Origin of the sequence: Pseudarthrobacter sp. GA104, from assembly GCF_009741265.1 — a bacterium.
GTDB lineage: Bacteria > Actinomycetota > Actinomycetes > Actinomycetales > Micrococcaceae > Arthrobacter.
Genome location: NZ_WOWL01000001.1, coordinates 4,314,962 through 4,339,104, shown reverse-complemented (window position 1 = coordinate 4,339,104; position 24,143 = coordinate 4,314,962). Strand labels below are relative to the sequence as shown.

Genomic DNA, 24,143 nt, shown 5'->3' with positions numbered 1-24,143 from the left:
GCGCAGCAGCGCACACCACGAAACGACACCCGGGACCGGCGTGAGCCGGTCCACGGCTGTTACCCATCAGCTCCTGGACAGAGAAGACCCCGCCTCGGCTGATGCCGGGCGGGGTCTGGATGTATTCAAAGCAAGAGGATCTGCTTCTCACGCTGCATCTGTGTCAGCCGCGTCGCCAGGATCCTCGGCGGCGTCGTGCTTCCCGAGGAGGAAGCCGCGGGCTTCTCCGTTGGCCATCATGTCGCCGAGGTGAGCCAGGAGCACCGCCCTCTGGGTGGTCCGACGGTCCTCGAGGGGGTCATACTCCCGCAGGGTGTGCATGTCGATGACCCAGCCGTTCTCGCGTGCCACGGCCTCCTTCAGTTCGGATCCCTCAGGGACTGCCATGCCGGTGTAGTCATGGTCGAATTCCGCGGTGACGTCGAGTCGCTGGTTGGCGTAGTCGACATAGAGAGTGTCGCCGCGCAGCAGCCGGCCCTCGCGATCGAACGCTGAGAGGAAGACACGGTCAGCCCGCGTGGTGTTCTCCACGTGGACCGCAACGACGGACTCGTCGGTGAGGAAGTCGGTCTGATTCAGGCGCGCATGCGTCCTGGACCGGTCCTCGTAGCACCACATGAGCGTGCGGGCCTCTTCGAATCCTCGGAACTCGTCGGAATCGGATGCTCCGGGCCGCAGGGGGTTCATGGTGTGCTCCTTCACAAGGCGTGATCATGAGGTGTGGCAACCCGGCGATAGGTATGCATCGCCGGTCGGTGATTTCGATCATGCCACATGAATGGAAAACTTTCCACTCATGTGGCATGAGCGCCGGCACGAGCCTCAGAACAAGCTGTTTGTGCCCCGGAAGGACGGTTCAGCCAGTTGGTCCGGTTTTATTTGTCGTGCGGGGCCTGTGGCGGATCATCAAGCTGTTCGCTCTTGCGGGCGAGCTCGACAATTGCCCGGATGCTGGACAAAGCATCGTTGCTCAGGCCGTGGACGCGCAGGGCGATCGTGCGCTCTTCGGGAGTCAGTTCGTCCTCGGCGGTCGATGCGGAGTCATCTTTGTCATCATCCAGGAAGTAGGACAGAGGTACATCGAATGCGTCGGCCAGCGCCCGGAGGTGCTGGAGTCGGGGGTTCTCGGCCTGTCCGGTGCGCAGTTGTTGCAGATAGCTCAGCGACATCGTCGAGATGCCCCGCTTCTCCATCCTGTGGATGATCTCCTGCAGCGTGACGGGTCGGCCGTGGGGGCCGGCGGTCTGTGCGAACAGGCGTTCTAGTCGCTGAGCAATGCTCACGGAGCTGGTCCTCCTCATGGACGCTGACATGGATCGGTCGCCGCGGTCGCATCAGTGCAGCACCGCTCATTATCTTAGTGGAAGATCTTCCACTGCGGTGCATTTCCGCTTGTCGGCCGTCGAAACCCTAGCCGAGGTCAGGCAGGAACTGCTGCGCGACTATTATCACGAGGAAGGCGAGCCCGGTGCCGAGGATGACTTCGACGAGTGTGTGGTGGCCGAGCTTCAGGCGGGCGAATGCCACTGCAGGCAGGAGGAGCAGGAGCGCGAGCAGCAACCAGGGTGAGATGAGCAGCGCTGCGATGATGACCAGGCATGTCATGCAGAAGGCATGCATGGAGACTTTTGGGCCGAGAAGGGTGACCGTCCCGGTGACGACGAGGCCCGCCACCATGGTCAGCATGATCCAGACCAAGACGCTGGGCGCATTCAGCAGGAGTGTTGTGGTCATGCCGCAAAGCACGGATCCCACACAGACGAGGAAGACCCACCATCGTTGTTCGCGCCGGGTGACGTGCCGATCTGTGAGGTGTTCACGGCGCACCGCGATATGGATGGCGGTCATCGGAATCACTGCGCAGAAAGTTCCGAGCAGGACGCCCCATCCGAGGCCCGCCCATGGGTGAGGGTGCCCGGCGACGCCGCACAGGACGCAGATGAGGAACACGGAAACAGCAGGGGCGAAAACGTCGCTGAGGATCCGGGCTGACCGGATTGCAGGATCAGCGGCCGCGGGGCCCTGGATTTTCGTCGGGCTCTCCGTCATCGGCTGTCCTGTTCATTCATGGCGCTCACCGCGACTCTGATCTCGTAAAGACTCTGTACAGAGGTGGCCAGGTTTTCGTCGTCCTTCAGCCTAAGGGTGCGCAGTCGGCTCAGCGCCACGGTGAACCATCCGAGCCGGGGCACGGAATTCTCGCCGCTGAGGTGGCGCACCAACCCTGCCGACAGATCCGGATCCTCGGGGTGTTGCTTGTGCAGCGGCTCCAGGGCGGGGTCATCGTCCTCGCGAATGAGCCTGAGAGCGTCGTGGGTCTCGATCGTGAGTCTCGACAGTGTCATCAATTGGTCAAACTCCTGCTGGTCTTCCGGCGGGAGCCTGACGTCGGGGTGGAGCGTCGTCGTCGTCCGCCACAGGGGAACGACGACCTCGTGCGCGAGGCGGAGCGCCAGCTTCTTCCGTACCTCGATGCTGATGCGGCGGATGACACCCGTGGCGAGACCGATGAAGAAGAAGCTGACAACGGCGACGAGCAGTTGGGTCCTTACTTCTGATCCGCCGAGGACCGCGTGGCCAAACAAGTCCAGGAGCGATGAGCCGATGAACAGGGCAGAGCCGATGGCTCCGGAAAAGACGAATGCGACAGGGAGGCGGGCAGCGAACGGTTGGTTTCTCTGGGTCATGGTGCTCCAACAGCCGACTGCGACGACGATGGTCGCTGCGGCAAATGCACTCAGGTACAGGAAGTTGTAGGAGACGAGGGCCCAGGCCCGTCCTTGGGCAAGGGCATCGTCGATGTCGGTCCGGTGGTACAGAGTGCCGTCGGCGTGGACGGGAATGAACCAGACCAGCACGGTCTCCCCCAGGGCGACGAGCCCGGTGAAGAAGTAGACGAATCGGGTTGTGCGCTCCGAGAGCGGAGTCGCGCGGAATGTAAGGATGAGCAGAGCAACCGAGGCCTGGGCGGTCAGGATGGCGATGCGTTTGATGAGGTCAACAGCGGGTCCATCGATGGGAGGCTCCATGCCACGGCAGAACGTGGCGACGAAGAGAGCCACGCAGGTGATCCGCAGCAGGTTGACCCGGCGTCGACGTCCCTTGTACAGGGCGGAGACGATCACGATCAGGCCCATCGTGATGCCGACGATGACGATCTCGGCCATCAGAGGCCGTTCTCGTCTGATCCAGACAGGAAAGCGAGGGCTTCAGACCCATTCCGCTTTTCGGATGCCCGCTGCCGGCGGTGCAAAGCATCCATCAGTCGCATGCCGGTGGTTTCGGCCCGCTTCTCTACGGGGTCGTCGAAAATGCTGCGCATATGCGTGCAGTCGGAGTCGGCCCGGACGTCGCCGTGCAGGATGTGGGCGTACTCGTGGAAGATCGTCAGCTCCTTGTTGAGAGGTGAGAGTTCGGGGTCGTAGAACACGTGTGCCACACGTCCGATCACGGTGGTGAGGCCGCTGATCTCCTGGTGGCGCATCTCTTCAGGGATAGGTCTGATCAAGATTTCGAGGTCACGTGCTGCAGCGATGGCCTGGCCGAGGGACTCGAGGGTGGGCTCAGCGGGCCAGTCGAATGTGTCGAGTTGGCGGTCTGAGGCACAGCTGGTGGCACCAACGATGGCAGCGGTCCCGTGCCGGAGCTTGGCGAAGGGTGAGCGGTTGAACCGCAAGGGCCGCAGCTTGACGATATTGCGGGCAAGTGGATTGAAGGCAGGCATCAGCGTTTCCTCTGGTGGAGAGAAGAGCGGACACCGCCTGGCGTTTGCCAACGCAGGGGTACAGTCCCGTATTTTACTTTGTCACATACGGTACAGGTTTTGTCTTACCTGTGACAAATGACGGAAAATCAAGAAACGACACAAGCAGGCACCGGAGCAACTGCCCCGGCGATCGGTGCGATCGCGGGATCGGAGCAGCAAGCGTCCGGGAACCGCTCACCCGCGATACCGGACGGCCGGGGCCTGCCGGGGCGAAGGTGTGCAAATCAGTCCTGAGTCAGATACTGAGGAAGCGCAACGTTTCAACAGTTCTCGTGATATCGATGTCCGTGAAGTACAGCGTTGTCGGTCCGTGCAATTACACTGCTTCACAGGGGCTCTGGAAGCGTTGCCCGATCAATGGTCAGGGAAAATGCAGCCGGAACACCGGGTGAACGTGATTGCCCCCGGGGCCACGAATACGGACATGATGACTGATGTTGCGGAGGGGCACGGATGGCAAAGACCGAGGGTAGCCCGCTGGGGCGGTTCGGAACGGCGGAGGCGATGGCTTCGACAATGAGCCACACGGCCGAAAACATGTACATGCCGGAGGCCACTGTTCAGGTCTCGGGCGGGATCTGATCATGCAGGTCCAGCTGGACGTAGGATCCTGGGGCCTTTTTTGCGGATACGACGGCAGGCAGCTCGTTCTGGTGGATGACAAGCCCTGCGGGCCTGTCTCTGCCCGAAAGCCCACGCGCGCAATCCCCAGGCGTCTTCTTCTTGATGAGAACCGCATCGCTCAGGCGATGCGCACCGGCAGTGCACTATCGGAGACTGTCTCTCACGCTGGTGAGCAATGGGCTGTTGAGCTGCGGCCCGTCCTGTCGCCCCGGACCGCCACGGTGCTCGGTGTTCTTGCAGGTGTGGCCAAAGCGAGTGATCCGCTGCCCGAGCCTCCCCTGGTCGGAGTCTGGGAATGGGAGATTGAGCGTGATTCCGAAGGGCAGCCCACGCTACGCCGACGCACATACTGGGACCGTAACCTCTTCCATATCTATGACGTTGATCCCTCTGTAGCCCAGCAGCGCACGGGTTACTGGGAGGCCGGGGAATGGGCAAGCGAGCTCATTGACCAGTCTGATCAGATGAGGGTGAGCAGCCTGATTCGCGACGGGATCCAGGACGGACTTATGGGCGTCACAGGTAAGGTGCGGTGCCTGACGTATAACATCGTCACCGGCTACGGATCGACTTCACAGGGACGCCGACACCTGCGTCTGGTCGGCGTCATTCCGCCGATTGAACCCAATGACGACAAGATCTTCCTGCAGGGCTTCAGCTACGATGCCCCGGAGACCTTCCATGACATGGCATTCGAGCAAGACGCCAATGCAGGTCGTGTCGATGACGTTCTGCGCGGGGTGATGGCTCTGGCCAAGGAACCGATGGCTGTGATCGATGCTGCGACCCTTGATGTATTGATGACTTCGCCATCGTGGCGTCGGGAAGACTTTGGGCACGTCGGTGGTCTTGGAGAGTTCGCTATCGATGATGCAGGTGAGCTGCATGCGTTCATTGCGGCGGCAGCGACCGATACTGTCCGCGCTCAATCAATGAAATTTGCCCTTCGCCGGGTCGACGGTTCCGTGCAGAATGTGAGCATTACTGCTACCGGCGTCAGGTCCGGTGTTGAGGGGCGGGATGCAGTGGTCAGGCTTGATTTTTAGCTGAGTCTACCCTCATCCGCCGGTGTCTCAGCTTGGGCGATTGGCGGCGGAATCCCAGGAGATTTGAGGCAAAGTGTCCTGCTATCCAGCTTCGACATTTCGCAACGGCTCCCGCGCACTGAACACTGCCACGGTGCCGACGATCTCGACATTCACTTGACCGAAGCTACGTCGGAGTGAGGTCTCAAGCCCCGCAGCGTCGTCTTTCCGGTTGTGGAAGATGCCCATGCGGTTGTACAGGGCCATGAAGCCACGGCCTACGAGGTTGTGGTTTACGCCATCGCCGAGGATGGTGCTGCCGAACAGCACACCGTCATCCGTGAGCCGCTCCCCCAGGTGTTCGAACGCCACGCCTTTGTCTTCCCAAGAGCCGGGGACGCAGTGAAAGACGTAGTTCGCCGCGATGGAACTGAATTGGCCCAGTGCCTCGGGGATTGGTTCGAGGACATTCGCAGTCACACTGCTGAGACTTGCCTCCGTGTGTGTGAGCCTGGATGCGGCGTGTTCCACGCTGTTTTTGTTGAGGTCCATGAGTGTGATTTCAGCAGAATCGGGAAGGTCGGCCTTGGCGAGGTACCAACCGGTGCCAGGTCCGACGTCGAGATGTCGGGATCGGATGCAACGGTTGTATTGGTCCAGCATGAGCCGGCTGGGGCATCGCCAGGCCAACGAGTTGGAGAATTTCACGACCAGCAGGTCATAAAATCCAAGAACGGGTTTGCTGTAGATACCAGCGCCGCGGCGCACTTCCTGGTCGTTCATGTAATCGGAACCTATCGATCGAGGTGGGTGCGAAGAAGGGGAGCAGGCTGGGCTTCGAATAAGAGCAAGGACTGCTGTGAGCGGTCTCAGGCCCAACAGGGCAGCTCCGATATTTCACCCTAGTGGAAGTAGTTCCACTAGGGAAGTCAAGGCGTGTGGGCCGTCAGCCGAAGACCAGCTCGCCGTAGCATGCGGTCTGCAGGATGATGTCGAGGTCCTGGGCGCAACCGAATCCCAGTTGCTCGGCCTCGATGTCTGCGGCGCAGCAGAGGTTGTATCCCTTCTGTTTGGCCTCGCGGAAGGCCTCCTTGATTTGAGCAGCCGATAGTTCGTAGTCCTTGGTGCGGGACTCGTCGTCACTGTCCGGGTCGTCCAGGGTGACCAGCACGCGCGAGCCGTCCTCGGTCAGCTTGCTGCCGTGGTACCACGGCAGCGTGCCGCCGAAGTAGAACTCCTCGACGTCCTGCAGGATTGACGCTGCTGATTGGGTGAAGATGCCGGTGCTGGTCATGATTCAATTCCTTCGCGATGAGGTGCGATCAGGGCAGGATGACCTCGCGGGAGGCGAGGTCGGAGAGAGTCAGTTGGTCTGGTACCCGGGCGTCGATGCAATCTTCTTCGCGGAGGTTCTCGATCAGCGGGTGGCCGTCCAGGGACCGGCGGGCTTCCTCGGGTGTGGCAAAGACGATGGCGGCGTTGGTGTGGTGCTCCCGATCAAGGAGCACATAGCCCATCAGATGTTGTTCGCCGCGCTTGATCCGCTGATGGTCCAGTGCAAAGCCAAGTTTTAGTTCGACGAGCCCGACGTCGATCTCGATGCCGAGATCCTCAGCAAGGGCTTGGTCGAACGATCGTGCGGCGTCTCTGACATGGGTCATTCCTTCCTGGTCATGGCCGCGATGGAGGCAAGCCGGTTGGTGACTGTCTGCTCGAAGCCGTTGACTGTGGGTCGGTAGTACTTCGTGCCGAGGACGGCATCGGGCAGGTATTGCTGCACGGCGACTGCGTGCTCGAAGTCGTGCGGGTAGAGATAGCTCTTTCCGTGGCCGAGGGCTTTGGCTCCGGGGTAGTGCGAGTCGCGCAAATGCCTGGGCACTTCGCCGGTGCGTCCGGATCGGACATCGGCCAGTGCCGCATCGATGCCGCGGTATGCCGCATTCGACTTCGGGGCCGTGGCGATGGCAATGGTGGCCTGGGCAAGATTAACCCTTGCTTCGGGCAGGCCGATCAGTTGGACAGCCTGGGCGGCGGCCACGGCAATTCCCAATACCGAAGGATCAGCCATGCCTACGTCTTCGGAGGCGTGCACGACAAGCCGACGGGCGATGAATCGGGGGTCCTCCCCCGCCTCGATCATCCGGGCCAGCCAGTGCAGCGCCGCATCCGGGTCACTGCCGCGCAGCGACTTGATGAACGCCGAAATGATGTCGTAGTGCTGGTCGCCGTCACGGTCGTAGCGCTGAAGCGCGAACCCGGTGACCTGCTCAAGGACCTCGCGGTCGATGATGTGCTTCCCTGCCGCTTGTGCAGTGGCCATGGCTGTTTCGAGACGGTTCAGGGCCTGGCGCACATCTCCGCTGGAGAGATCGGCGATGATGTCGAGAGCCGAATCTTCGAAGCCGATGCCGGTCGTTGAGAGCACCGGATCTTCCTTCAGCGCCCGTGAGAGCAGGATGACAACGTCGCTGTTCTCGACGGGACGCAGGACCAGCAGGATCGAACGGGAGATGAGTGCGGAGTTGACGGAGAAGCTGGGGTTCTCCGTGGTCGCTCCGATCAGGGAGATCAGGCCGGATTCGACGGCGGGCAGCAGGACGTCCTGCTGGGCTTTGGAGAAGCGGTGGATCTCGTCGATGAACACCAGGGTCTGCTCACCCTTCTCGAGCGCCTTGTGGGCCGCGGCTAGTGTCTTGCGAACATCAGCAACACCGGCGGATGTAGCCGAGAGCTCGACGAAGCGCCGGCTGGTCCGGTGAGCGACGACGGAGGCAATGGTGGTTTTTCCGACGCCGGGAGGACCCCAGAGCAACACCGAGGTCGAACCTTTACCGTCGGCGAGCAGCTCGAGCGGTGAGCCAGGGAAGATCAGGTGGGCCTGGCCTACGATCTGGTCGAGAGAGATAGGTCGCATGCGGGCGGCCAGGGGTTGATTACCACTCATGGGCTATTCCTCCTTTGTAAGCCGGTCGATCCTGGTCTGGATTTTGGCTTCGGCGTCCTGCGCATCGGCCGTGCGCTTTTTCGCCTCGGCGAGCAGGACACGGGCCTCCTGGAGCAGCTGTTCATTCGATTGCGTCTCGACGGCTCGGATTTCCTGGAGCACCGAAGCATTGGCGTAATAGGGCACGCGGACGCCGATCTCCAGGTAGAAATCATCGCGCTCGGAGCTGTATCGCGGATTCGGCTCGTTGCCGAACGCGGTGACGCAGTTCTCGACGCCTTTACGGTCGTAGATCCGGCCGGCGAAGGTTTGGGCAGCGGTGACGCTGCAGTCGGCGACGGCCGCCTGGATCGCTCGGAGGACAGGCTCGACCAGATGTGCTTCGGTGCGCGTGGCAACCTCGACCGTCGGCAGGAGGCCGACGTCGAGGTGTTCGTCTTCGATGCGGGGGTGCATGGGGTGCTCCTTCTTGCCGCGTGGTCCCGGCTCGGCCTCGTCAGATTAGTGACTGCAGGATTTTGGCGATGAAACGGGCAGGACACCATGCCCTGCCCGAGAGCGGCGATGAGCCGCGCCGAGGCCTCCGGGACAGCTCCGGAGGCCTCTCATCTCTTGACTCGGGTCGGCTCTGCCGACCGTAGCTCTGACTTTGGCGTGACGCAGTTCTTGTCAGTCGTTGGAATGGTCGGATTTCTCCGGGTCGTGCTCAGGCTCGTCAGATGTCTCGGACATCGGCTTCAGCGCTTCGATCAGTGTGATGAGGCCCTGAAGCTGTGTTTTCCGTTCGACGAGGGCCTCGCGCTGGCGTGCACGGTCTTTGAAACGAGCCAGGTGTGCGTCGCAGCAGGTGTCCAGTGGGCCGGGATTTTCGTCGTTGCGGTAACCGATCAGGTAGTGATCGGTCTCGACTGTTTTGTCGTAGAGCGCGTCGAGGAGAAAGTTGGCCTGCCGGGCTGTGATCTTGAGGCTCAGGCGCTTTTCAGTCCCGGCCATCAGGAGGCGGTCGCTTCCTCTTCATATTGCTCGGCCTTCAGGCCTGTGGTGCACAGCCGCACCAGCGCCGTGAGCATGTCCTGACGGTGGCCGCCCCAGTGCACGGTACGTCCATTCTCAAGTTCGACGATGACCACCGGCGCAGTCTCGTAACCGAGCGTCTTCGTGACGTAGACATGGTTCGCATCGCCCTCGCTCACACTGATTTTCGTGGCGGTGATGCCCTTGCGGTCAAACAGCTTCATAGCCTTGTCGCAATTGGGGCACTCGGGCGGGCCGTAGACGGTGATCTTTGGTGCGACACGTGTGGTTCTGGGCAGGTCGCCCATCGTGGTGGGTGTCATGGGATCGGAGTTCCTTCTCTCCCCTGCTCGGGGACGTGTGTGTATAGCGGGTGTGTTGGCAGGACAGACCTGAGCGAATGGCTCCGCTGGGTCAAAAGCCGGCCTTTTATGCAGACTGTTTCTGGAGTTCTCTGGCCTTCTTGACGATGCGATGCACGGATCGTTCGGTAATTTCGAAGCGCTGGGCGATTTCGGGGACCGGAACGCTGGCCTTGTGCAGCTGGACGATGGTGTCTTCCCGCATGGCTTTCTTCGCGGTGCGGAGCCTCCTGGTCTTGTTGCCGGCCCGGGCAAGCATGCTCCGTTCGTGGCTGGTCAGACCGCCCCAGACACCATGGCGCTGGTTCGTCGCCATAGCCCATTGGAGGCACTGCTCGCGGACTTCACAGCTGGCGCAGATTTTCCTGGCGTCGCGTGGGGACTGGCCTTTTTCCGGGAAGAAGAGCTCAGGGTCGATCTGTGTGCACAGCGCGTTCTCTTGCCAGGAGAGGTCCTTGGCTCCGTCGGCACTAAGCACAATTTGGAGGGGTGTTTCGGTGTCAGGCATCAGAGCCTCCTCCTGTCAGGGGCCGGTCATTGCGGTGCTTCCACCGTGAAGCGGGTATTGCAGTCAGGGCAGACGTACTTGTCGCAGCAGCCATCTGAGCAAGTCCCGGCATCGGTGGCGTTTGGATGGATGTATTGCTTTCCCTGCTCGAACCTTGAGACTGTGCGGCAATCGATGCGCGACATGGTGGTTCCTTCTGTGGTGGAGCCCGGACTTCGCCATGGCGAAGTCAGGATCAAGGATCAGCGGAACAGATGCGCGAACCGGGCGTCGCTCAAATCGATGTCGACGCTCCGGCCCGTGGTCTGGTCCAGGACTGTGAAGACACATGCTTCGTCGGGGTTTGGCTGGTGTGCTCCGCGACGAAAGTTCTGTTGCCAGGCCGCGACCTGCGCCGGCGAGAAGTCTTCCTCCCCGTCAATTGACCAACTCACCCGGTAGGGGCCACCGGTCGTGAGCGGGATGAGCGCATTACTGCTCTCTGTATCCAGCGGTGTGTCGTCTTCGAAGTTTTCGCGGAAGTAAGTCAGAGCTGCTTCGGCGTCTTCGGCGTAAATGCCGGAGATGCCTGCCTTACCGTCGGGGATGACGATCCACACATCGCCGAATGCCCACATGCTGAACTCTTCGACGTGGTTCTCCGGCTTACCATAACCGTCTGAGACGGCGACGAAGACTTCACGCCAGTCACCTTGGGAGGGGCCCCGGATGGTGCTGATCGTCACGGCGATCTTCTTCTCGGGGTGGAAGAGAGCCAGATAACGGCGGGTCAGGTTGAGAGCTTTGTCCTCGTCGTTGGTCTTCTGCCAGTAACGGTCGAAGGCCTGCGCGGCGACGTTGTCGGGAACAGCATCAGCGTCACCGCGGGGACCGCGGTAGGTGAAAAGAGCAGCGTGCTCATCGCCGATGCGCTGTCGCGGATCCTCGGCTCCGGCGTCCTGGCAGACGGAGTAGCCGAGGCCGGTTTTCACGTCGATATACCGGTCGGGGTGGTGGGAGGTGTGTGCGGGTATGCGGGGAAGAGTCATGGTTCAGGTCCTTCAGCGGAGTGAAAACGACGAAGTGCCCCCGCGGTCAGGCGAGGGCACTTCTTGAATGAGGTCTTAGTCTGCGTCGAGCTCGAAGAGCGCAGGATGAGCGGTGTCTGCCTGGGCTCGCAGTGCTTCGGCAGGGCCTTCGCCGAGCTGCTGGATGAGCTTGTCCAGATCACCGTAAGCGTCGGACTCCCCCAGTCCGCCGACAGCTTCGATCTGGAAGTAGAGGTGGGCAAGGGCGGTGTTGTCGAGATTGTGGCTCAGCAGCTTGGGGTCCGCGAGATCGGTGTAGGTGCTTGAATAGCCGAGCTCCCAATCGGACTCAGTGCCGGTGACAGCTTCGAAGCTCACGAGGATGGCGTTCTCGGGCACGAGGGAGGCTTCGAGCAGTTCGGCGAGCTTCTCGTCGTTGGCCGGCCCATGGTGCGAGGTGAAGACCTGGTTGTCCTGGGGCGTGTAGCTGACGTCGTGGGAGGTCCAGCCGTAGGGTCCGCGTGCGACGGAGCGGCCGCTCGGTGAGAGGTATCCAGTGGAGCCGACAGGCACATCATCGAGATTACGGAACAGGATGGCTTCGTGCTCAGGGTTCTGAATGGCGGCGAGCAGGCGGGATCGGAGGTCGCTGGGTTGGACCGCTGTCCCGGACGGGTCCTGAGTCATGGTTGGTCCTTATCGTCATCGAGCAGGGCGTCGAGCATCTGTGCGAGCGGGTGGTCGCTCGTGTCGTTGTGGGCAGACTTGTGCTCTTCGTAGTGGTCCTGGCACTAGACAACGGATCCGACGTGGCGGCATCGTGGACACAGCTCATCCTCGACGGGATCGCCGGACACGATCGAGTCTTCTTTACTTGATGGCATGGTGGTCTCCTTTCTCGGTTCCTGGTCAGCTCCTGTTCTTGTCGCCGCAAATGTCACAGGGCCCGTTGGTGAGGGGCTCAGGTCGGCGAGGGGTGGGAACGGATGAGACTGGCGATGGCCCGCCGGCGCACGGCGTCGTACTGTTCCCAGAAGGCATCGTCAGCGTTTTCCCGGACCGCGGCGTTGATGTCTGAATCACTCAGAGCTTGCAGTGCACCTGCTTTCGCGGTGTCGAGGCTGTGGGCCTCGGGGGCCTGCTGCAGTTCGGCCCGGACGGATTCAGCACCGAGAGAAATAGGGTTGAACCCGGGCTGATTTCTGCAGGGGCAGCGACCGGCCTCAGTGCCGCTCTCGATCGGCACCCACGCGTCGTGATCATGGGTATGACGCTTGTCGGCATCGTGGGCCCCGACCGCCGCCGCTCCGGTCAGGACGCGGCTCGTCTCCCAGGAGCAGCCGATGCAGGCAGTGCCGTCGGCGCTGGATTGGCCGAAGACATAGGTTTCATGCTTGCCGCGGTGTTTCATCGCGCGGATGGAAGGGATCGAATCCCATAGTTTTTGGTCGTAACCCTCTGGTGCAGTGGTGTTCACGGTCAGCGCTCCTTGTTCCTCTGTTGATCGCGAAGTGCCTGGCGTTCACGATCCCTGCGGGTGCCCTTGCGGGGTGTGGGCGTGTGCCGCTGCGTGGCCGAAGAGCTGCGCAGCTGGTGCATCCATCGCGCGAGCTCGGGGTTGGACGTGCCGCGAAAACCCTCGATGGACTCGCGTGATTTCTTCTGGTGTTTGCGCTTGCTCATCGAGGGCCTCCTTTCTTCGGTTTCGTGCAGTTGCAGTTGAGCCCGTTGGCCCCGTTGGCCTCCTCCGCGGCGAGGTCGTCCCAGGAGTCGTACGTGCGTTCGGTCTGCGTGCTGTGCCCTTCATCAGGGGGACTCCTGGGCTTCGTGGTCGTGGTTGATGGGCCGCTCCCAGAGCGGAGAAAGATGAGAGGGGCCGGGCATTCGTGCCCGACCCCCGACATCACTGTCCCGACACCCGGGTCGGCCCCGCCGACCCTGATCCCGAGGCCAGCGCCCGCAGGGCGTGCAGCCGAGTGGTCACGGACCAGCAGCGATACGCTCGTCGCATTGGGCGAGCGTGCGGCCGTTGATCTTCACTCCGTCGACGGCAGAGGTTGCCAGCCGCAGGGCGTCCTCGAGAAAGAACCGAAAGCGGCGTCGGAACGCTTCATCGCGCGATGACGGCAGGAGCTCGTGCTCCCAGGTGCCGTCTGCCGAGAGGCTGTGGCCCATATGCATTACTGGCGCGACTATATGGCCGATCTTGCAACGGAGGCACCAACCAAAATCATGTCGGTCTAAAGGGCCGGACTAGCCAGGACTGCTTACCACATCCGGATCTTCACTATGGCGTCAGACCGAACCTTACTAGGGTCGCACACGTGATCAGGCCTAACCCTGCGACAGAGGCGAGCGTCAGCGATGACTTCACGAGGAGGTGCTTAGTCCAGGCGATCTTGCTCATGCGGACCATTTGATTAGACAGAATCGGCAGCATATCGGCATCTTTAATCTTGGCCGGCAGCTGTTCTACGGGCCAGAACTTCAAGTGTCCGAAGTAGATAAAGTTGTCTCTCCATTCCTTCTTCACGTGCCACATACGCAACCGGGGGATAACCACCCACATCGCGCATCCGGCCGCCAATACCAGGGCAATCCCAGCTCCGTAGTATGTGATCTCTTGGAGCGGGCCTTCGAGGCGGTTAAACAGACGGTCGTTACCCGAGAGGGTAATTAGCATCGCAAGGCCAGCTGATTCAAGGGCAAAGGCGAACGAGGCTTTCGCGTCAACCTTTCCAGTCCAGTCGACGAGAGCGCCGTGGATACGCCAGGCAGTGTCTAGGGCGTCCTTGTCTGAAGTATCTACGGGCGGATAAGGCGTCTTGTCCCACCACATTAGATTTCCCAAATCGTATTGCTTCGGAAGCGGGTCGTTAGCCCGCCGCTCTCATTCCGGACATTCGACTGTGTCCAGAAAGGCTTCCCGTCGTAGAAGGCCACATCGTTTGACATGGCCTCATAGACAGCTTTTGTGATCGTGAGGGGGTATGCATCCCGGATCTCGCTCAATTTTGCTGCCTGATTAGGTGCTTCGCCTACTGAAATAAGGTCGTTGTTATCTCTTACGCCACCGCGGACGATTAGGGCTTCGCCAGTGTCGATCCCAATGCCGTGATTGATCGTGTAGTAAGACTCGAAGCTAGTCCAACGCTTCGCCATAGCGGGTCTCAAGACTTCAACTACTGCCCAGTTGATCGCCAGGGCAGCTCGGACGGCTCTTGTCTCCTTGTCGGCACCCATGAAGATGGCCATAACGCGGTCGCCATCGAAGCTCCTGATCTCGCCTGCATAGTTGCGGAGGATTCGCGACGCAGTGTTGATATAGGCGCGGATGACCGCCGCAGTTACTTCCTTGTATACGGTCTTTGCCAGTTTGGATGAGCCGGCAAGGTCAGCGTAGAGGTATGTTGCATCTACCAGCCGCCCACCGTTTTTCAACACAATGTCTTCCGTCTTTGGCACGACCGTACCGTTAGTGATGTTCCAGTCGGTGTTGAGGATGTCCTGGACCGACTGTTGGATGGATGGATACAAGTAGGAGTCTCCTGAGTGCTAGAGCTGCGTATACGCCGAGCCCGAGGCCGATTGCGGCGCGGGCATGGGGCTCACTTGATCGACCAGTGATACGAAGACTTGTAGTAGGAGTATGTGCCGCCGCCGAATGAAATTTTGAACGGCCCCTTCCACATGTCTAATTTGTCGCTGCCGATCTTTGCGTTTTGGTTGAGATCTGCGTATGTCCCTGCGCCTATGAATGTTCGAAAACTGCCATCCCGTAGATCACTGAGCTTGGCCGCCATATTTGGCCCTAACCCAAGTGACACCAGGTCGCTGTTGTTTCGGATGCCGGCTCTGACCATGAGGGTTTCGGTTGTAGCGATTCCAACTGCATGACGGAGCTTCCAACCGGCCTTCGCTAGAGCGGGGAATGCCGTTTGAACCTTCGGATCTAGCATGTCTCTGACGGCATAGTTGATCTTGAGACCAGCGATGGCTGCACGGCTTACCTTGTCAGGGCCATTGAACACGCCCATGACACGGTCTCCATCGAAGCTTCGTATGTGTCCATCCTGGGAACGGACGACTCTCACGCAAGCTTTTAGGTAGGCCTTCGTGATGCTGGCAGCAACCTCCGGCCCGGCTAGTCTTATCAGCCCTGACGAATCGACCATGTCGGCGTACAAGAACGTGGCCATGACCTTCTTAGCATCCGAGTAACCCATGTTGTCCGGATCGGGCACGTCGGTGCTGGTCCTGCTCGGATTCGAAATCGACCAGTCACTCGTCAGTTCACTAACTGCCACGTCAATGTCGGACTTGAGCGTCATATTTCCCCCTGTTTGGCCTCTGAAGGTTGGATCTAAGCCTAACGGGAGGGGCTGACATTCATTCGGCGGCCCACAACGTGTCAGCCCCGCTCATACACTTATGACATGCCGCCGAAGATAAAAGCCTCGATCAGACCGCAATCTCGGTGGAAGTTTCAGAAGGCATCATCAGGTGAGCCAATAGAACAGCTCAAGCTGGTTCACGCTGAGGTCGTTCGGCAGCGGGCAACGGTCCTCCAGCGGACAAGCAACATGTATACCCGTGCAGCCATCCTGGTCACCGCCTCCGGAGTGTTCAGTACAGTCCAGGCAAACAACTGGGTAACGGGTTGGCAGTTCATAAGCATCACTCTGTCGGTGGTTGCCGCTGTCATCGGCTTATGGGCGATGCGACCGTCATCAGGCGTCGACGCTAATGCCACACTCTATTTTCAAGAGCGGCTCGACGCTGATCCCTACAGTACTGAGCACAGCATCGTGACAGACAGTATGGAGGGTCTATCGGATGACCTGCAGCGGATAGAGCGAGCCGCCAAGTTGATTGTCGCCGGCTATGGGATACTTGCCCTAGCTTGGTTGGCAATGCCCATCACAGTAGGTCTGATGCATGCGAAACTTATTTAGGAAGAAGTACTGTGGCTGATAACGAAAAGTCGAGGAGCCAGCCTCGAGTGCAGATACCGTCCACGACGGTGCGCGTTCAAAAGGGCGGAACCTTCAGCGAGAGCAGGAATGCACCGTCGAAGCCGAAGCCGCCTCAGCCGCCAAAGACTAAGTAAAAAGCAAGCCCTCGCTATATGAGCGGGGGCTTTGCTGTTTTATATGTTGTCCGCCCAACCCTGGTAACTGTGGATAACTCATTCCTAATAGGCAATAATACCTTCCTTATGATTCCCATCCGCCGAGCACATGGGCGGGTGTGCGCCAGGCGTCGAACGTTTCCTGCGTGAGTGTGTTGCGGCGGTAGACGATCGCCGGGACATGCAGAAGGGTCAGGTGGATGTAGGTCATGTGCACGGCTTGGGCGGAGATGTCTTCCGCTGTGACGTGCAGCTGGCGCTGGTAGTCGAGTTCAGCGCGGCGCATCTCCTGCGTCATGGCGACCAGGAACGCACCCGCGCCGCACGCCGGCTCGTAGACCTGGGCGAAGCCCCGTACGGCGATCTGTGCAGACAGGGTGTCGATTGTCATGCCCGCGAGGAGAGAAGCGACGTCATAGGGCGTGTAGAACTGGCCGAGCCGTTCGTTGCCCAGGTCCAGCTCCATATAGAGCCGTCCGAGCACGTCGCCTGGCTCTTCTTCCATCGTCATCACGACGAGGGCGAGGGCCTCGGCAAAGCGGTCGAGCTGCTTTGGCGTGTACCCACCGGCGGTGCGGAGGTACTGGACTTCGCGTTCGGCGTGATGGCGACTGTCGACGGAATTGCGGAACGAGAGCGCGCTCATCTGTACGAAGTCGTCGAAGATGTTCGCGAGCCGCCGGGCTCCGGTGTTTGCCTCCAGGAGCTTCACTATGCTGCGGTATCTGGACATGGGGTGCGCTCCTTCTAAGGGCTTCGTCGCGGTGATGGGGCGGACCTCCCACCGATGGAGTCGCGGTCGCCAATGTGCGGCAGCGACTCCATCGGTGGGAAGCGGAGAGGCGGAGCTCTCAGACCCGTTCGGAGACCCAGAGGTCGTTCAGGTCGTCCTGAATCTCCTCCGCCAGGGCAGCAAGGATGCGGTCCTCGCCGGAGACGGCCTCGATGAGGTCGTCCTGGATCTGCTGTTTGTCAGCAAGCACGCCGGGCATGCGCTCGTCCTGCGTACCTTTGGCGATCAACCGATGGATGGTCACCGGCTTCGTCTGGCCAGTACGGTAGAGCCGGCCGTTGGTCTGAAGATAGTGCTCAAGTGAGAACGGCAGCGTGTACCAGATCATCGTCGAGCCGCCGTCCTGAAGGTTCAGCCCGTGACCGGCCGCCGCGGGGTGCAGCAGCATCACCGGGATCCGCTTGTCGTTCCACCGGCGGACCATTTCGCGCGAGCCGTCGAAGGCCTGCGCATCGATGCCCGACTTCTTGAAGCGCAGGAGCAGCTGCTCCAGGTCCGATCGGAAGTGGTAGGCGATCAAGACCGGGTCGCCGCCGCTGTTGCGTACCACGTACTCGACCATCTCGATCTTCTTGTCATGAATGACCTCGTACTGGCCCTTCGTGCTCGGGTCGTCAGGGTCGGCCGTGTAGAGCGTGCCCGAGGCGAACTGCATGAGCTTGCTGGTGAGCACCGCCTGGTTCTCGGCCACGATTGACTCGATGCTCTGCGTGAGCTTCCCGTTCTCGTCAATATAGGACTTGACCACGTCGAGGACGAGATCGCGCTTGAACTCCTTGTAGGCCTGCATGAGGTCCGGGGGCAGCGTGACATTCTCGTTCTGGATCGTGAGCCCGGGCAGGTTCAGGTTGGTGTTCTGCGCGCTCATCACCAGATGCTTGATGGACCCGTGGATCTCGGCCTCGGCGTTTGGGTTGGGGATCCACTTCGATGGTGTGGTGGTGCCGGGCACCATCTTCGGGATGAACCACCGGCTGCGGAACTCGGTGATGTTCTTACCGAGTGCCTCTCCCTGGTCAAGCAGGTAGATCTGACTCCACAGATCGTGCAGTCCGTTCGGGCTTGGCGTGCCGGTCAGTTCGATGAGCCGCGTAATCGCCGGGCGGACGATCTTGAGGGCCTTGAATCGCTCGGACGAATGCGATTTGAAGCCTTGGGACTCGTCGATGATCACTGTCTGGAACGGCCAAATGAGGGTGTCCTGGCCGTTAATGTTCTGTATGGGCATCTGGTCGACAAGTCCGAAGCGGCACTCTTTGCAGCCCTCGCCCTGACATGACCGGCAATCATGCTGCTCTCGTGTGACGAGTCCAGCCTTGGCCAGTTCCTGAATCCAGGAGCCGATCCTTGATTTGGCGGGGGCGGCATGACCCGACGAAATCACCGCGGCACGGTAACTCTCGACAAGCTCTTCCTGGGAGACGGGTCCGGAGGCCATGAGGGAGCCGAACACGTCACGGGCCGGCGGAGAAACCTGCCCCAGGGCAGGTGATGCCGCAGCTCCGGGCACCGGCTCGATCAGCTTGACGCCCTGGGAGGGTTGGGTGAGTAGCTCCTGGTTGACGAAATACATCGTCGGCGGGTCGGAGAAGACCTCCCGGAAGCGCTCGAGGCGCTTGGCCTTCGGCAGCTTCTTGTCGTTCTCGTTGACGATGAGTGATTTCGTTCGGATGGGAAATCCCCACTTGTCGATCTCGTCGAGCCACGTCGACCGTGCGATGGCGACAGGAGCGACGACGAGGATGTGGCCTATCGGCCGGACCTTCTGCAGGACACTGAGCGTACTGAGCGTCTTTCCTGCACCAACACCGAGCCAGGCCCCGGCGTAGGGTTTGCGGACGAGAAAATCGTGGATCTGCTGCTGATAAGGCTTGAGCACGATGGGCCCGGGTGACTGCTGTCGGGGTGCGATGGTTGTGGTCATGACGCCTGCCTTCCTTTCCTGGGTTGTCGATCGTGCGGTATGCGGTCAGGCATGGAAGGCCTCCTGGATAAGCCCGAGCCGGGTCTGTGTCTTGTCGGCACGCTTCGTCGTTTGGTCAGGGGAACGTGATGAGATCGGCCCGAGTGAGGTTGCGGAACATAGTCGGACTCTGGCTGTTGGTTTTGGCGGCTCTGTTCCTCATCCGGTCTGCCCGTCTGAGTCAGCGGTGCGGTGGGCGATCTTGTAGGCGGTGCTTTCAGCGGCTAGTACGTTGAATACGATTGCCGCGGCATGGTCCTCGTCGTTTTCGCCGCACATCCACTGCATGAAGTGGCGGAAGGCGCTGGCGCGGAACTCCTCGGCTTCGGCGGGGGTGCTTGCCTGCTCCCAGTCGCGGGAGTCGTACTTTTGAGCTCCTCGCTCCACAAGGGCCGCCGCCCGTGTGAGCAGTTGCTCGTGGTAGGGCACCTTGAGCGGTATCAGGAGGTCGAAGCGGGGCTGGCCGTTTTTAGGTTCGCGCTGCATGCCGGACTCGGTGTGAATGCGTGATCCCGAGTCCTTGGTCTCGTATCCTCGCGGGATCGTTTCGGTGGCTGTCATTGTCATGATGCTTCTCTCTGCTGGTCCTGGTTTTCCCGGCCTCGGCGGAGCATGTCGGAGATGAACTTGTCCACAGCGGACCTGTCGTCGATCACGTGGACCTCTGCCCCGAAGCGGCGCATTTTGGCGTGGGTGATCAGTTGCCGCTTATTCACACTTTCGCCCGGTCTTTTGAGCTCGACGAAGACAGTCGCGGCCGGCGCGATGACGATCCGGTCAGGGACGGCACCCCGGGACGGAGAGGTGAATTTCAGACAGAGGAATCCGTGTTGGCGGCACTGGCTAAGGAAGTATTGCTCGATCACGTTCTCGCGGGGTTTTCGTCTGAGGGTTGTCAAGATTGCTCCTCTCTCCGCTCCCATTCGGCGTAAGCTGCGTGGAACTCCGGGGAATCGTCGCGGCCGGACTGGACAAGCTCGTCGAGCAGCTCGTCCAGTTCGGCCTGCGACAACGTCTTGGGATCCGGCTTGGTCGACATAAGATCAGTCCTCTTTGAGCGTCGACGCTGCGTCGTCCTCCAGGTCGGCGGCCGTGAAGGGGACGATGTCCTCTTCCTCGAAATAAGCGGCCATCGCATCGGGATCAAAGACAAAGCTCGGATCGTCAGGGTTGACAGCGATCCATTTCTTGGCCGCATTGCCGAAGTTGGAGACGCCCTCTTCGTCGTCAACGGCCACGAGCCCCTCATGGGCGAGTTCCTTGAGGCGGGTGCGGATTCCGGACTCCGAGGAGCGTGGGGTCTCAGGTTCCATGACGACCTTATTGTGGTAGGCCCTGATGATCTCGTCGTGGGTGAGTGGCCCGTGGTCGCGGACGATGTCGAGGACGACAGGACGGACGCGGGAGGCTCCGAGGGCCGCCTTCACGGCGGCTGCGTAGGAGGTGTCCGGATCACTGGAGCGGACGGGGAGTGTTGACTGGGTCATGATTGCCTCTTAATGGTTTGACATGAGCGAGTAAACTCGCATTCGTACTCAATTATGACTCGAATCGATTGATCTATAAGGCATCACTCGATTGAGGTTTGGAAAGCCAGCGGGGTGCCGCACGACATTGTGTTGTCGCTCGGCACCCCGCCGGCGGATGAGGAGTTGGCATTGCTCAGACGGCGGCGTTCATCCAGTTCTTGGTGAACGTCTCGGCCAGCATCCGGGTGTAGATGTCGAGGTCGAGCGCTGCGATGAGCTGCTGGATCCGCTCCGCGGGCAACTCGTGCAGGTCGTCGTTGACGACGGCCATTGACCAGGTCGGGTCGATACTGTTGATTCGTCGGATGACAACATCCTGGTCATCGGGCAATACCGCGAGCCCGTCTGAGCTACTGGCCTCGGCGCGTGACTTCGCCCAGCCGTGATGGCGCAGGATCTCGAGCGCAATCGGATCGCGACGAACGCCAGCGGCCCCGCTTTCACGGCGTTTGGCCTGGCTGGCAGGGTTGACCTTCCAGGCACCGGCGTTATGCAGCGAGACGGCGTCAGGGGTGCCTTCGCGGACGATGAAGACCCGGTTGACCATCTGCAGCGGGCGGGGATCGAGGAGCTGTGCATCAGTCTCGGCATCCTCGCTCTCACCCTCGGCACTGACCGGGGCGGCGGCGAAGGGATAGGTGATCGAACCCCGCGAGGCAGCGATGACGTTCTGGAACAGCATCAGCGACCGGATCGGGTCGTCTTCCAGGACTGCTTCTTCGATCACCTTCCGGCCCAGCTGGGGGTCGAAGGGCTCGGAGAGTGCAGCCTCTCCCCTGCTGGCAGTGATCTGCAGGTACCTGGCCAGAGCGAAGTCTATGACGGCCGGGTGGGCCAACGACTTCGTCGGGGTCGGCCCCGCGTGGCATGCGAGGGTTCCGCCGCCGGCGGCGATGATCGGGCTGTCAGCGACCGAGCGCCCCTGCTCGGGGGCTTCGATCTCCAGGCGGTTGTTCGAGTCCTTGCTGATGAGAAACATCAGTTCGGGCTCGATGTCGACGCCGATGGCTTCCTGCTGCTCGGCGAGAACGCGGTTGTTGGTCGCTTCGTCGAAGCCGTTTCCACCGCCGACGACCGAGTAGAGGCCGTCCGTGTTGGTCGAGATGATCCGGGCACCTGCCAGTGTCTGGGCCTGCCCGATCCGCCAGCTGAAGAGCTGGCCAAGAATACGCATCGAGATGATGCGGTTGTTCATTCGGATCGGGGTTTTATGGCCTGCGTCCCCCGCACCCGATGCAGAGTTGAGGATCAGCTTGGTGCCGTTCCTGAGCGTGTTCAGCCGGGTTTTCTCTTCCGGCGTGATGCCGGGGCGCTTCATCTCCTGTCCGTAGCGCTCCTTGTCGAAGAAGATCTTCGCGTAGCGGTCCTCACCGAGTTCGGGGTTGTAGAACGCGCGCATGTTGCGCAGCAGGTTTGGATAGTACGAAGTGAAATCCTCGTGGATTACCAGGCCCGCTGAAGTGCGCGCGAATTTCGGGTGCAGTTTGTCGGATCCGTCCTCCTTCAGGGTGAACAGGGTCGGTGCCTTCTTGGGCGGTTCATCGCGGTAGCTGGCCTTGGTTGCCGTGGTACTTGCCAGCACGACTTTGCCTTCCAGGACGGTGCCGTCGGGCAGGACGACGTTCAGCGCCTGGGCATCCGGGCGCTGGGTTACGAGCAGATCCGCCGGATCGGGCACCTGGGTTTGAGCGCGGGCGAGCTGCGCGGCCTGCTCCGGGTCATCCTTCTTCGGCTTCCTGTACTTCACCTTCAAAGGGTCCGAGCCCAGCAGTACCAGCCGTTTGTCAACGAATGTGCCGTCGGGCAGCCGGAGCGCCGAATGCTGGCGCTTGGCCTCGGAAACGAAGTCCTTTGCATCGGGGAAGACCAGCTTCGCGCGGGTGAGCATCATGTCCTGTTCGACATGCTCGATCCGCTCTGAGGTGAAGACTGACAAATCAGCCTCGGCTCCGTGGATGCCGCCGGTGCTAAATGTGGCGAAACAGGACGACGGTGAGGCGTCGGCACCGAAGTACGGAACATTGTTCGGCGTCTTGGGTATGTCACGTAGCGACTTCGCCGGAAGGTTGAATTTCTCGCGATACTCCTCGGATTCATTGAAGTTCTGCCCCTCGATGGAGCGGTAGTACTCCACGATCTGCATGAACTGACGATGTGCCTCCCGCTGCGCCGGCGTCGCGGATGCATCTTTGGCGGGGTCGGGCGCGACGCTTTCCTCGAACAACTGCACGCACTCGTCGAGCACGTTGACCGGCTCGATTCCTCTCTCCTTGGCGACTTCGGGGTCCGGGTACATGAAGGACACAGCCTCGATGTCATCCAAAGCCGTATACGGCGCGAGGATCCGACCCACGAACTTCGCCGAGGACGAGTCAATGGCCAGGCGGTCCCGGCGCACCGCACCGTTCTTATCGAAGACTGTCTCGGAGTACTGCGCGAGCAAGCCGGCCTTCAGGTCGAAGTTGTTTGAGTACACCGGGTGCTTGGACAGCTGGCCCAGGCCCAGGCAGTCGGAAACGTTGTAGGCCAGCAGCTCGTAGAGGTCTTCGACTGCCGTGATCGTGGTGTCGTGGCTGAGCTTCTCGGATTCTTTGATCTGGCGACCGAGCATTCCGAGCAGGCGTTTGAGGCTGACCTTGGCCTGCAGTTCATTGAGACGGGACATATCAATGTGCCGGCCGGAATGCAGCATGGCACGGCGGATCTTTGCGGCGGGTTTGTCCCAGCCGAGGTATCCGGGCATGTAGTTGATGTGCTCGTCAGAGAACAGCTGGTCGTTCTGTTCGCGCAGCTTCGCCGCGCTGCTTTTGCGGAAACCGCGGCCCGCCATTTGTTCAGCATCGAGCCTGGCTTGCCAGTCGGCGAGCTCGCGCGCGACGTTTTCGCTCCGGGTTCGGGCATGCAGGGCGGTGAGCTTGCTGATCATGGCGCGCGCCTGTCCGAGACGCTCCTCGAAATCGATGTAGGAACCGAACGTTTCGTAGAGGTAGAGCGCGAGCATCGTTGTGTCGTAGTTCATCGAGTTGTAGCCGACAAGGAACGGGTGCACTGTGGGGTCGTAATCGGGGTCTGTGTCGCAAACCGGGCGCAGGGCGGCCGGGTAGGCCGAGGGGGCATTGCGGTGGCAGACCTGCTCGGCGTCGGAGAGGCCTATGATCTGCGCGAGCCAGGTGTTGCTTTCAAGCAGACGCAGGTCCCAAAACCGCAGCTGGGTTTGCGGGAATGCAGGCAGACCCGGGTTGCTCTGGAAGATGGCGTCTCCGAGTGCCTTGAAATCGACGGCGTCAGAGAGATTGGTGCCATCAGCGGCATCGTCGACGAGGTAGAAGACTTCGAGAGCACCGATGCCGTTGGGCCGCGGCGTGTAGGCAACAAGGCTGAAGACATTGGCCAGTGACTCGATGTCGTAATAGGTGAAGAGCGCTGTGTCGGCCGTGACGGGTATGCGCTGGTTGGTCATGAGGGTCTCCTCTGGTC

31 protein-coding genes and 1 pseudogene are annotated in these 24,143 nt (G+C 60.8%); 3 read left to right on the top strand and 29 right to left on the bottom strand.

Annotation, left to right across the window (positions count from 1 at the left end; all coding sequences use genetic code 11):
- Positions 1-147: 147 nt before the first annotated feature.
- From GK109_RS19910 to GK109_RS19890, 5 genes are all read right to left on the bottom strand, one after another.
- Complete coding sequence (locus GK109_RS19910; protein ID WP_157242180.1) at positions 148-687, bottom strand: hypothetical protein; 540 nt, start codon at positions 685-687, stop codon at positions 148-150.
- Positions 688-875: 188 nt separating this feature from the next.
- Positions 876-1,283, bottom strand: a complete 408-nt coding sequence (locus tag GK109_RS19905) for a helix-turn-helix domain-containing protein (protein ID WP_157242179.1) — start codon at positions 1,281-1,283, stop codon at positions 876-878.
- A 127-nt stretch (positions 1,284-1,410) separates the two neighbouring features.
- Positions 1,411-2,049, bottom strand: a complete 639-nt coding sequence (locus GK109_RS19900) for a hypothetical protein (protein WP_157242178.1) — start codon at positions 2,047-2,049, stop codon at positions 1,411-1,413.
- The gene (locus GK109_RS19895) at positions 2,046-3,167 is read right to left on the bottom strand and encodes a hypothetical protein (RefSeq protein WP_157242177.1); all 1,122 of its coding nucleotides are present in this window, start codon (positions 3,165-3,167) and stop codon (positions 2,046-2,048) included. Before GK109_RS19895 ends, GK109_RS19900 begins: the two co-directional genes overlap by 4 nt.
- Positions 3,167-3,724 carry a hypothetical protein gene (locus GK109_RS19890; protein WP_157242176.1) on the bottom strand — a complete coding sequence of 186 codons (558 nt, stop codon included), beginning with the start codon at positions 3,722-3,724 and terminating at the stop codon, positions 3,167-3,169. Before GK109_RS19890 ends, GK109_RS19895 begins: the two co-directional genes overlap by 1 nt.
- A 495-nt stretch (positions 3,725-4,219) precedes the next feature.
- On the opposite strand from GK109_RS19890, the gene GK109_RS22245 reads away from it, so the two are divergent.
- Both GK109_RS22245 and GK109_RS19885 read left to right on the top strand, forming a co-directional pair.
- Positions 4,220-4,348 carry a hypothetical protein gene (locus GK109_RS22245; protein WP_255428780.1) on the top strand — a complete coding sequence of 43 codons (129 nt, stop codon included), beginning with the start codon at positions 4,220-4,222 and terminating at the stop codon, positions 4,346-4,348.
- Positions 4,349-4,350: 2 nt separating this feature from the next.
- The gene (locus GK109_RS19885; protein WP_157242175.1) at positions 4,351-5,436 is read left to right on the top strand and encodes a hypothetical protein; all 1,086 of its coding nucleotides are present in this window, start codon (positions 4,351-4,353) and stop codon (positions 5,434-5,436) included.
- 81 nt (positions 5,437-5,517) lie between these two features.
- Here the strand turns inward: GK109_RS19885 and GK109_RS19880 are convergent, their stop codons facing one another.
- The 17 genes and pseudogenes from GK109_RS19880 to GK109_RS19800 all read right to left on the bottom strand — a co-directional run bounded on the left by GK109_RS19880 (position 5,518) and on the right by GK109_RS19800 (position 15,581).
- Positions 5,518-6,198: a trans-aconitate 2-methyltransferase gene (locus GK109_RS19880; RefSeq protein ID WP_157242174.1), complete on the bottom strand. Its 681-nt coding sequence runs from the start codon at positions 6,196-6,198 to the stop codon at positions 5,518-5,520.
- A gap of 163 nt (positions 6,199-6,361) precedes the next feature.
- Complete coding sequence (locus tag GK109_RS19875) at positions 6,362-6,709, bottom strand: hypothetical protein (RefSeq protein WP_157242173.1); 348 nt, start codon at positions 6,707-6,709, stop codon at positions 6,362-6,364.
- Between the two features lie 28 nt (positions 6,710-6,737).
- Positions 6,738-7,076, bottom strand: coding sequence for a hypothetical protein (locus GK109_RS19870; protein ID WP_157242172.1), 339 nt, complete (start codon positions 7,074-7,076; stop codon positions 6,738-6,740).
- Positions 7,073-8,359: a replication-associated recombination protein A gene (locus tag GK109_RS19865; RefSeq protein WP_157242171.1), complete on the bottom strand. Its 1,287-nt coding sequence runs from the start codon at positions 8,357-8,359 to the stop codon at positions 7,073-7,075. The genes GK109_RS19870 and GK109_RS19865 overlap by 4 nt, the downstream gene beginning before the upstream one ends.
- Positions 8,360-8,362: 3 nt before the next feature.
- The gene (locus GK109_RS19860) at positions 8,363-8,815 is read right to left on the bottom strand and encodes a hypothetical protein (protein WP_157242170.1); all 453 of its coding nucleotides are present in this window, start codon (positions 8,813-8,815) and stop codon (positions 8,363-8,365) included.
- Positions 8,816-9,028: 213 nt separating this feature from the next.
- Complete coding sequence (locus GK109_RS19855; RefSeq protein ID WP_157242169.1) at positions 9,029-9,352, bottom strand: hypothetical protein; 324 nt, start codon at positions 9,350-9,352, stop codon at positions 9,029-9,031.
- Entirely contained in the window at positions 9,352-9,696 is a 345-nt protein-coding gene (locus tag GK109_RS19850; RefSeq protein WP_157242168.1) for a glutaredoxin family protein, read from the bottom strand. The genes GK109_RS19855 and GK109_RS19850 overlap by 1 nt, the downstream gene beginning before the upstream one ends.
- Before the next feature lie 283 nt (positions 9,697-9,979).
- Positions 9,980-10,243, bottom strand: a pseudogene (locus GK109_RS22410) (WhiB family transcriptional regulator); the annotation flags it as partial.
- Between the two features lie 26 nt (positions 10,244-10,269).
- Positions 10,270-10,428 carry a hypothetical protein gene (locus tag GK109_RS19840; RefSeq protein WP_157242166.1) on the bottom strand — a complete coding sequence of 53 codons (159 nt, stop codon included), beginning with the start codon at positions 10,426-10,428 and terminating at the stop codon, positions 10,270-10,272.
- 57 nt (positions 10,429-10,485) lie between these two features.
- On the bottom strand, positions 10,486-11,271 hold the full coding sequence (locus GK109_RS19835) for a hypothetical protein (RefSeq protein ID WP_157242165.1): 786 nt from the start codon (positions 11,269-11,271) through the stop codon (positions 10,486-10,488).
- 75 nt (positions 11,272-11,346) lie between these two features.
- Positions 11,347-11,937, bottom strand: coding sequence for a hypothetical protein (locus tag GK109_RS19830; RefSeq protein ID WP_157242164.1), 591 nt, complete (start codon positions 11,935-11,937; stop codon positions 11,347-11,349).
- Between the two features lie 274 nt (positions 11,938-12,211).
- Positions 12,212-12,727, bottom strand: coding sequence for a hypothetical protein (locus GK109_RS19825; RefSeq protein WP_157242163.1), 516 nt, complete (start codon positions 12,725-12,727; stop codon positions 12,212-12,214).
- A 2-nt stretch (positions 12,728-12,729) separates the two neighbouring features.
- Entirely contained in the window at positions 12,730-12,933 is a 204-nt protein-coding gene (locus GK109_RS19820; protein ID WP_157242162.1) for a hypothetical protein, read from the bottom strand.
- A gap of 297 nt (positions 12,934-13,230) precedes the next feature.
- On the bottom strand, positions 13,231-13,425 hold the full coding sequence (locus GK109_RS19815) for a hypothetical protein (RefSeq protein WP_157242161.1): 195 nt from the start codon (positions 13,423-13,425) through the stop codon (positions 13,231-13,233).
- A gap of 112 nt (positions 13,426-13,537) precedes the next feature.
- Positions 13,538-14,089, bottom strand: coding sequence for a Pycsar system effector family protein (locus tag GK109_RS19810; protein ID WP_157242160.1), 552 nt, complete (start codon positions 14,087-14,089; stop codon positions 13,538-13,540).
- Positions 14,089-14,787 (bottom strand): adenylate/guanylate cyclase domain-containing protein, encoded by a 699-nt coding sequence (locus tag GK109_RS19805; protein WP_157242159.1) that lies wholly within the window; start codon positions 14,785-14,787, stop codon positions 14,089-14,091. Before GK109_RS19805 ends, GK109_RS19810 begins: the two co-directional genes overlap by 1 nt.
- A gap of 71 nt (positions 14,788-14,858) precedes the next feature.
- The gene (locus GK109_RS19800) at positions 14,859-15,581 is read right to left on the bottom strand and encodes a hypothetical protein (protein WP_157242158.1); all 723 of its coding nucleotides are present in this window, start codon (positions 15,579-15,581) and stop codon (positions 14,859-14,861) included.
- 105 nt (positions 15,582-15,686) lie between these two features.
- Here GK109_RS19800 and GK109_RS19795 point away from each other — a divergent pair, with 105 nt between their 5' ends.
- A complete protein-coding gene (locus tag GK109_RS19795) occupies positions 15,687-16,205 on the top strand; it encodes a hypothetical protein (protein ID WP_157242157.1) in 519 nt (172 codons plus the stop codon).
- A gap of 261 nt (positions 16,206-16,466) precedes the next feature.
- On the opposite strand, the gene GK109_RS19790 is transcribed toward GK109_RS19795, so the two are convergent.
- The 7 genes from GK109_RS19790 to GK109_RS19765 form a co-directional block, all read right to left on the bottom strand.
- Complete coding sequence (locus GK109_RS19790; RefSeq protein ID WP_157242156.1) at positions 16,467-17,114, bottom strand: N-6 DNA methylase; 648 nt, start codon at positions 17,112-17,114, stop codon at positions 16,467-16,469.
- Positions 17,115-17,232: 118 nt separating this feature from the next.
- Positions 17,233-19,098 carry a DEAD/DEAH box helicase gene (locus GK109_RS19785; protein WP_157242155.1) on the bottom strand — a complete coding sequence of 622 codons (1,866 nt, stop codon included), beginning with the start codon at positions 19,096-19,098 and terminating at the stop codon, positions 17,233-17,235.
- Positions 19,099-19,296: 198 nt separating this feature from the next.
- Positions 19,297-19,698: a dATP/dGTP diphosphohydrolase domain-containing protein gene (locus tag GK109_RS19780; protein ID WP_157242154.1), complete on the bottom strand. Its 402-nt coding sequence runs from the start codon at positions 19,696-19,698 to the stop codon at positions 19,297-19,299.
- 2 nt (positions 19,699-19,700) lie between these two features.
- Positions 19,701-20,036, bottom strand: coding sequence for a VRR-NUC domain-containing protein (locus GK109_RS19775; protein WP_157242153.1), 336 nt, complete (start codon positions 20,034-20,036; stop codon positions 19,701-19,703).
- Complete coding sequence (locus GK109_RS21960; protein WP_197432513.1) at positions 20,033-20,176, bottom strand: hypothetical protein; 144 nt, start codon at positions 20,174-20,176, stop codon at positions 20,033-20,035. The genes GK109_RS19775 and GK109_RS21960 overlap by 4 nt, the downstream gene beginning before the upstream one ends.
- 4 nt (positions 20,177-20,180) lie before the next feature.
- Positions 20,181-20,624, bottom strand: a complete 444-nt coding sequence (locus tag GK109_RS19770; protein ID WP_157242152.1) for a hypothetical protein — start codon at positions 20,622-20,624, stop codon at positions 20,181-20,183.
- A 175-nt stretch (positions 20,625-20,799) separates the two neighbouring features.
- Positions 20,800-24,126 (bottom strand): hypothetical protein, encoded by a 3,327-nt coding sequence (locus tag GK109_RS19765; RefSeq protein WP_157242151.1) that lies wholly within the window; start codon positions 24,124-24,126, stop codon positions 20,800-20,802.
- Positions 24,127-24,143 lie beyond the last annotated feature (17 nt).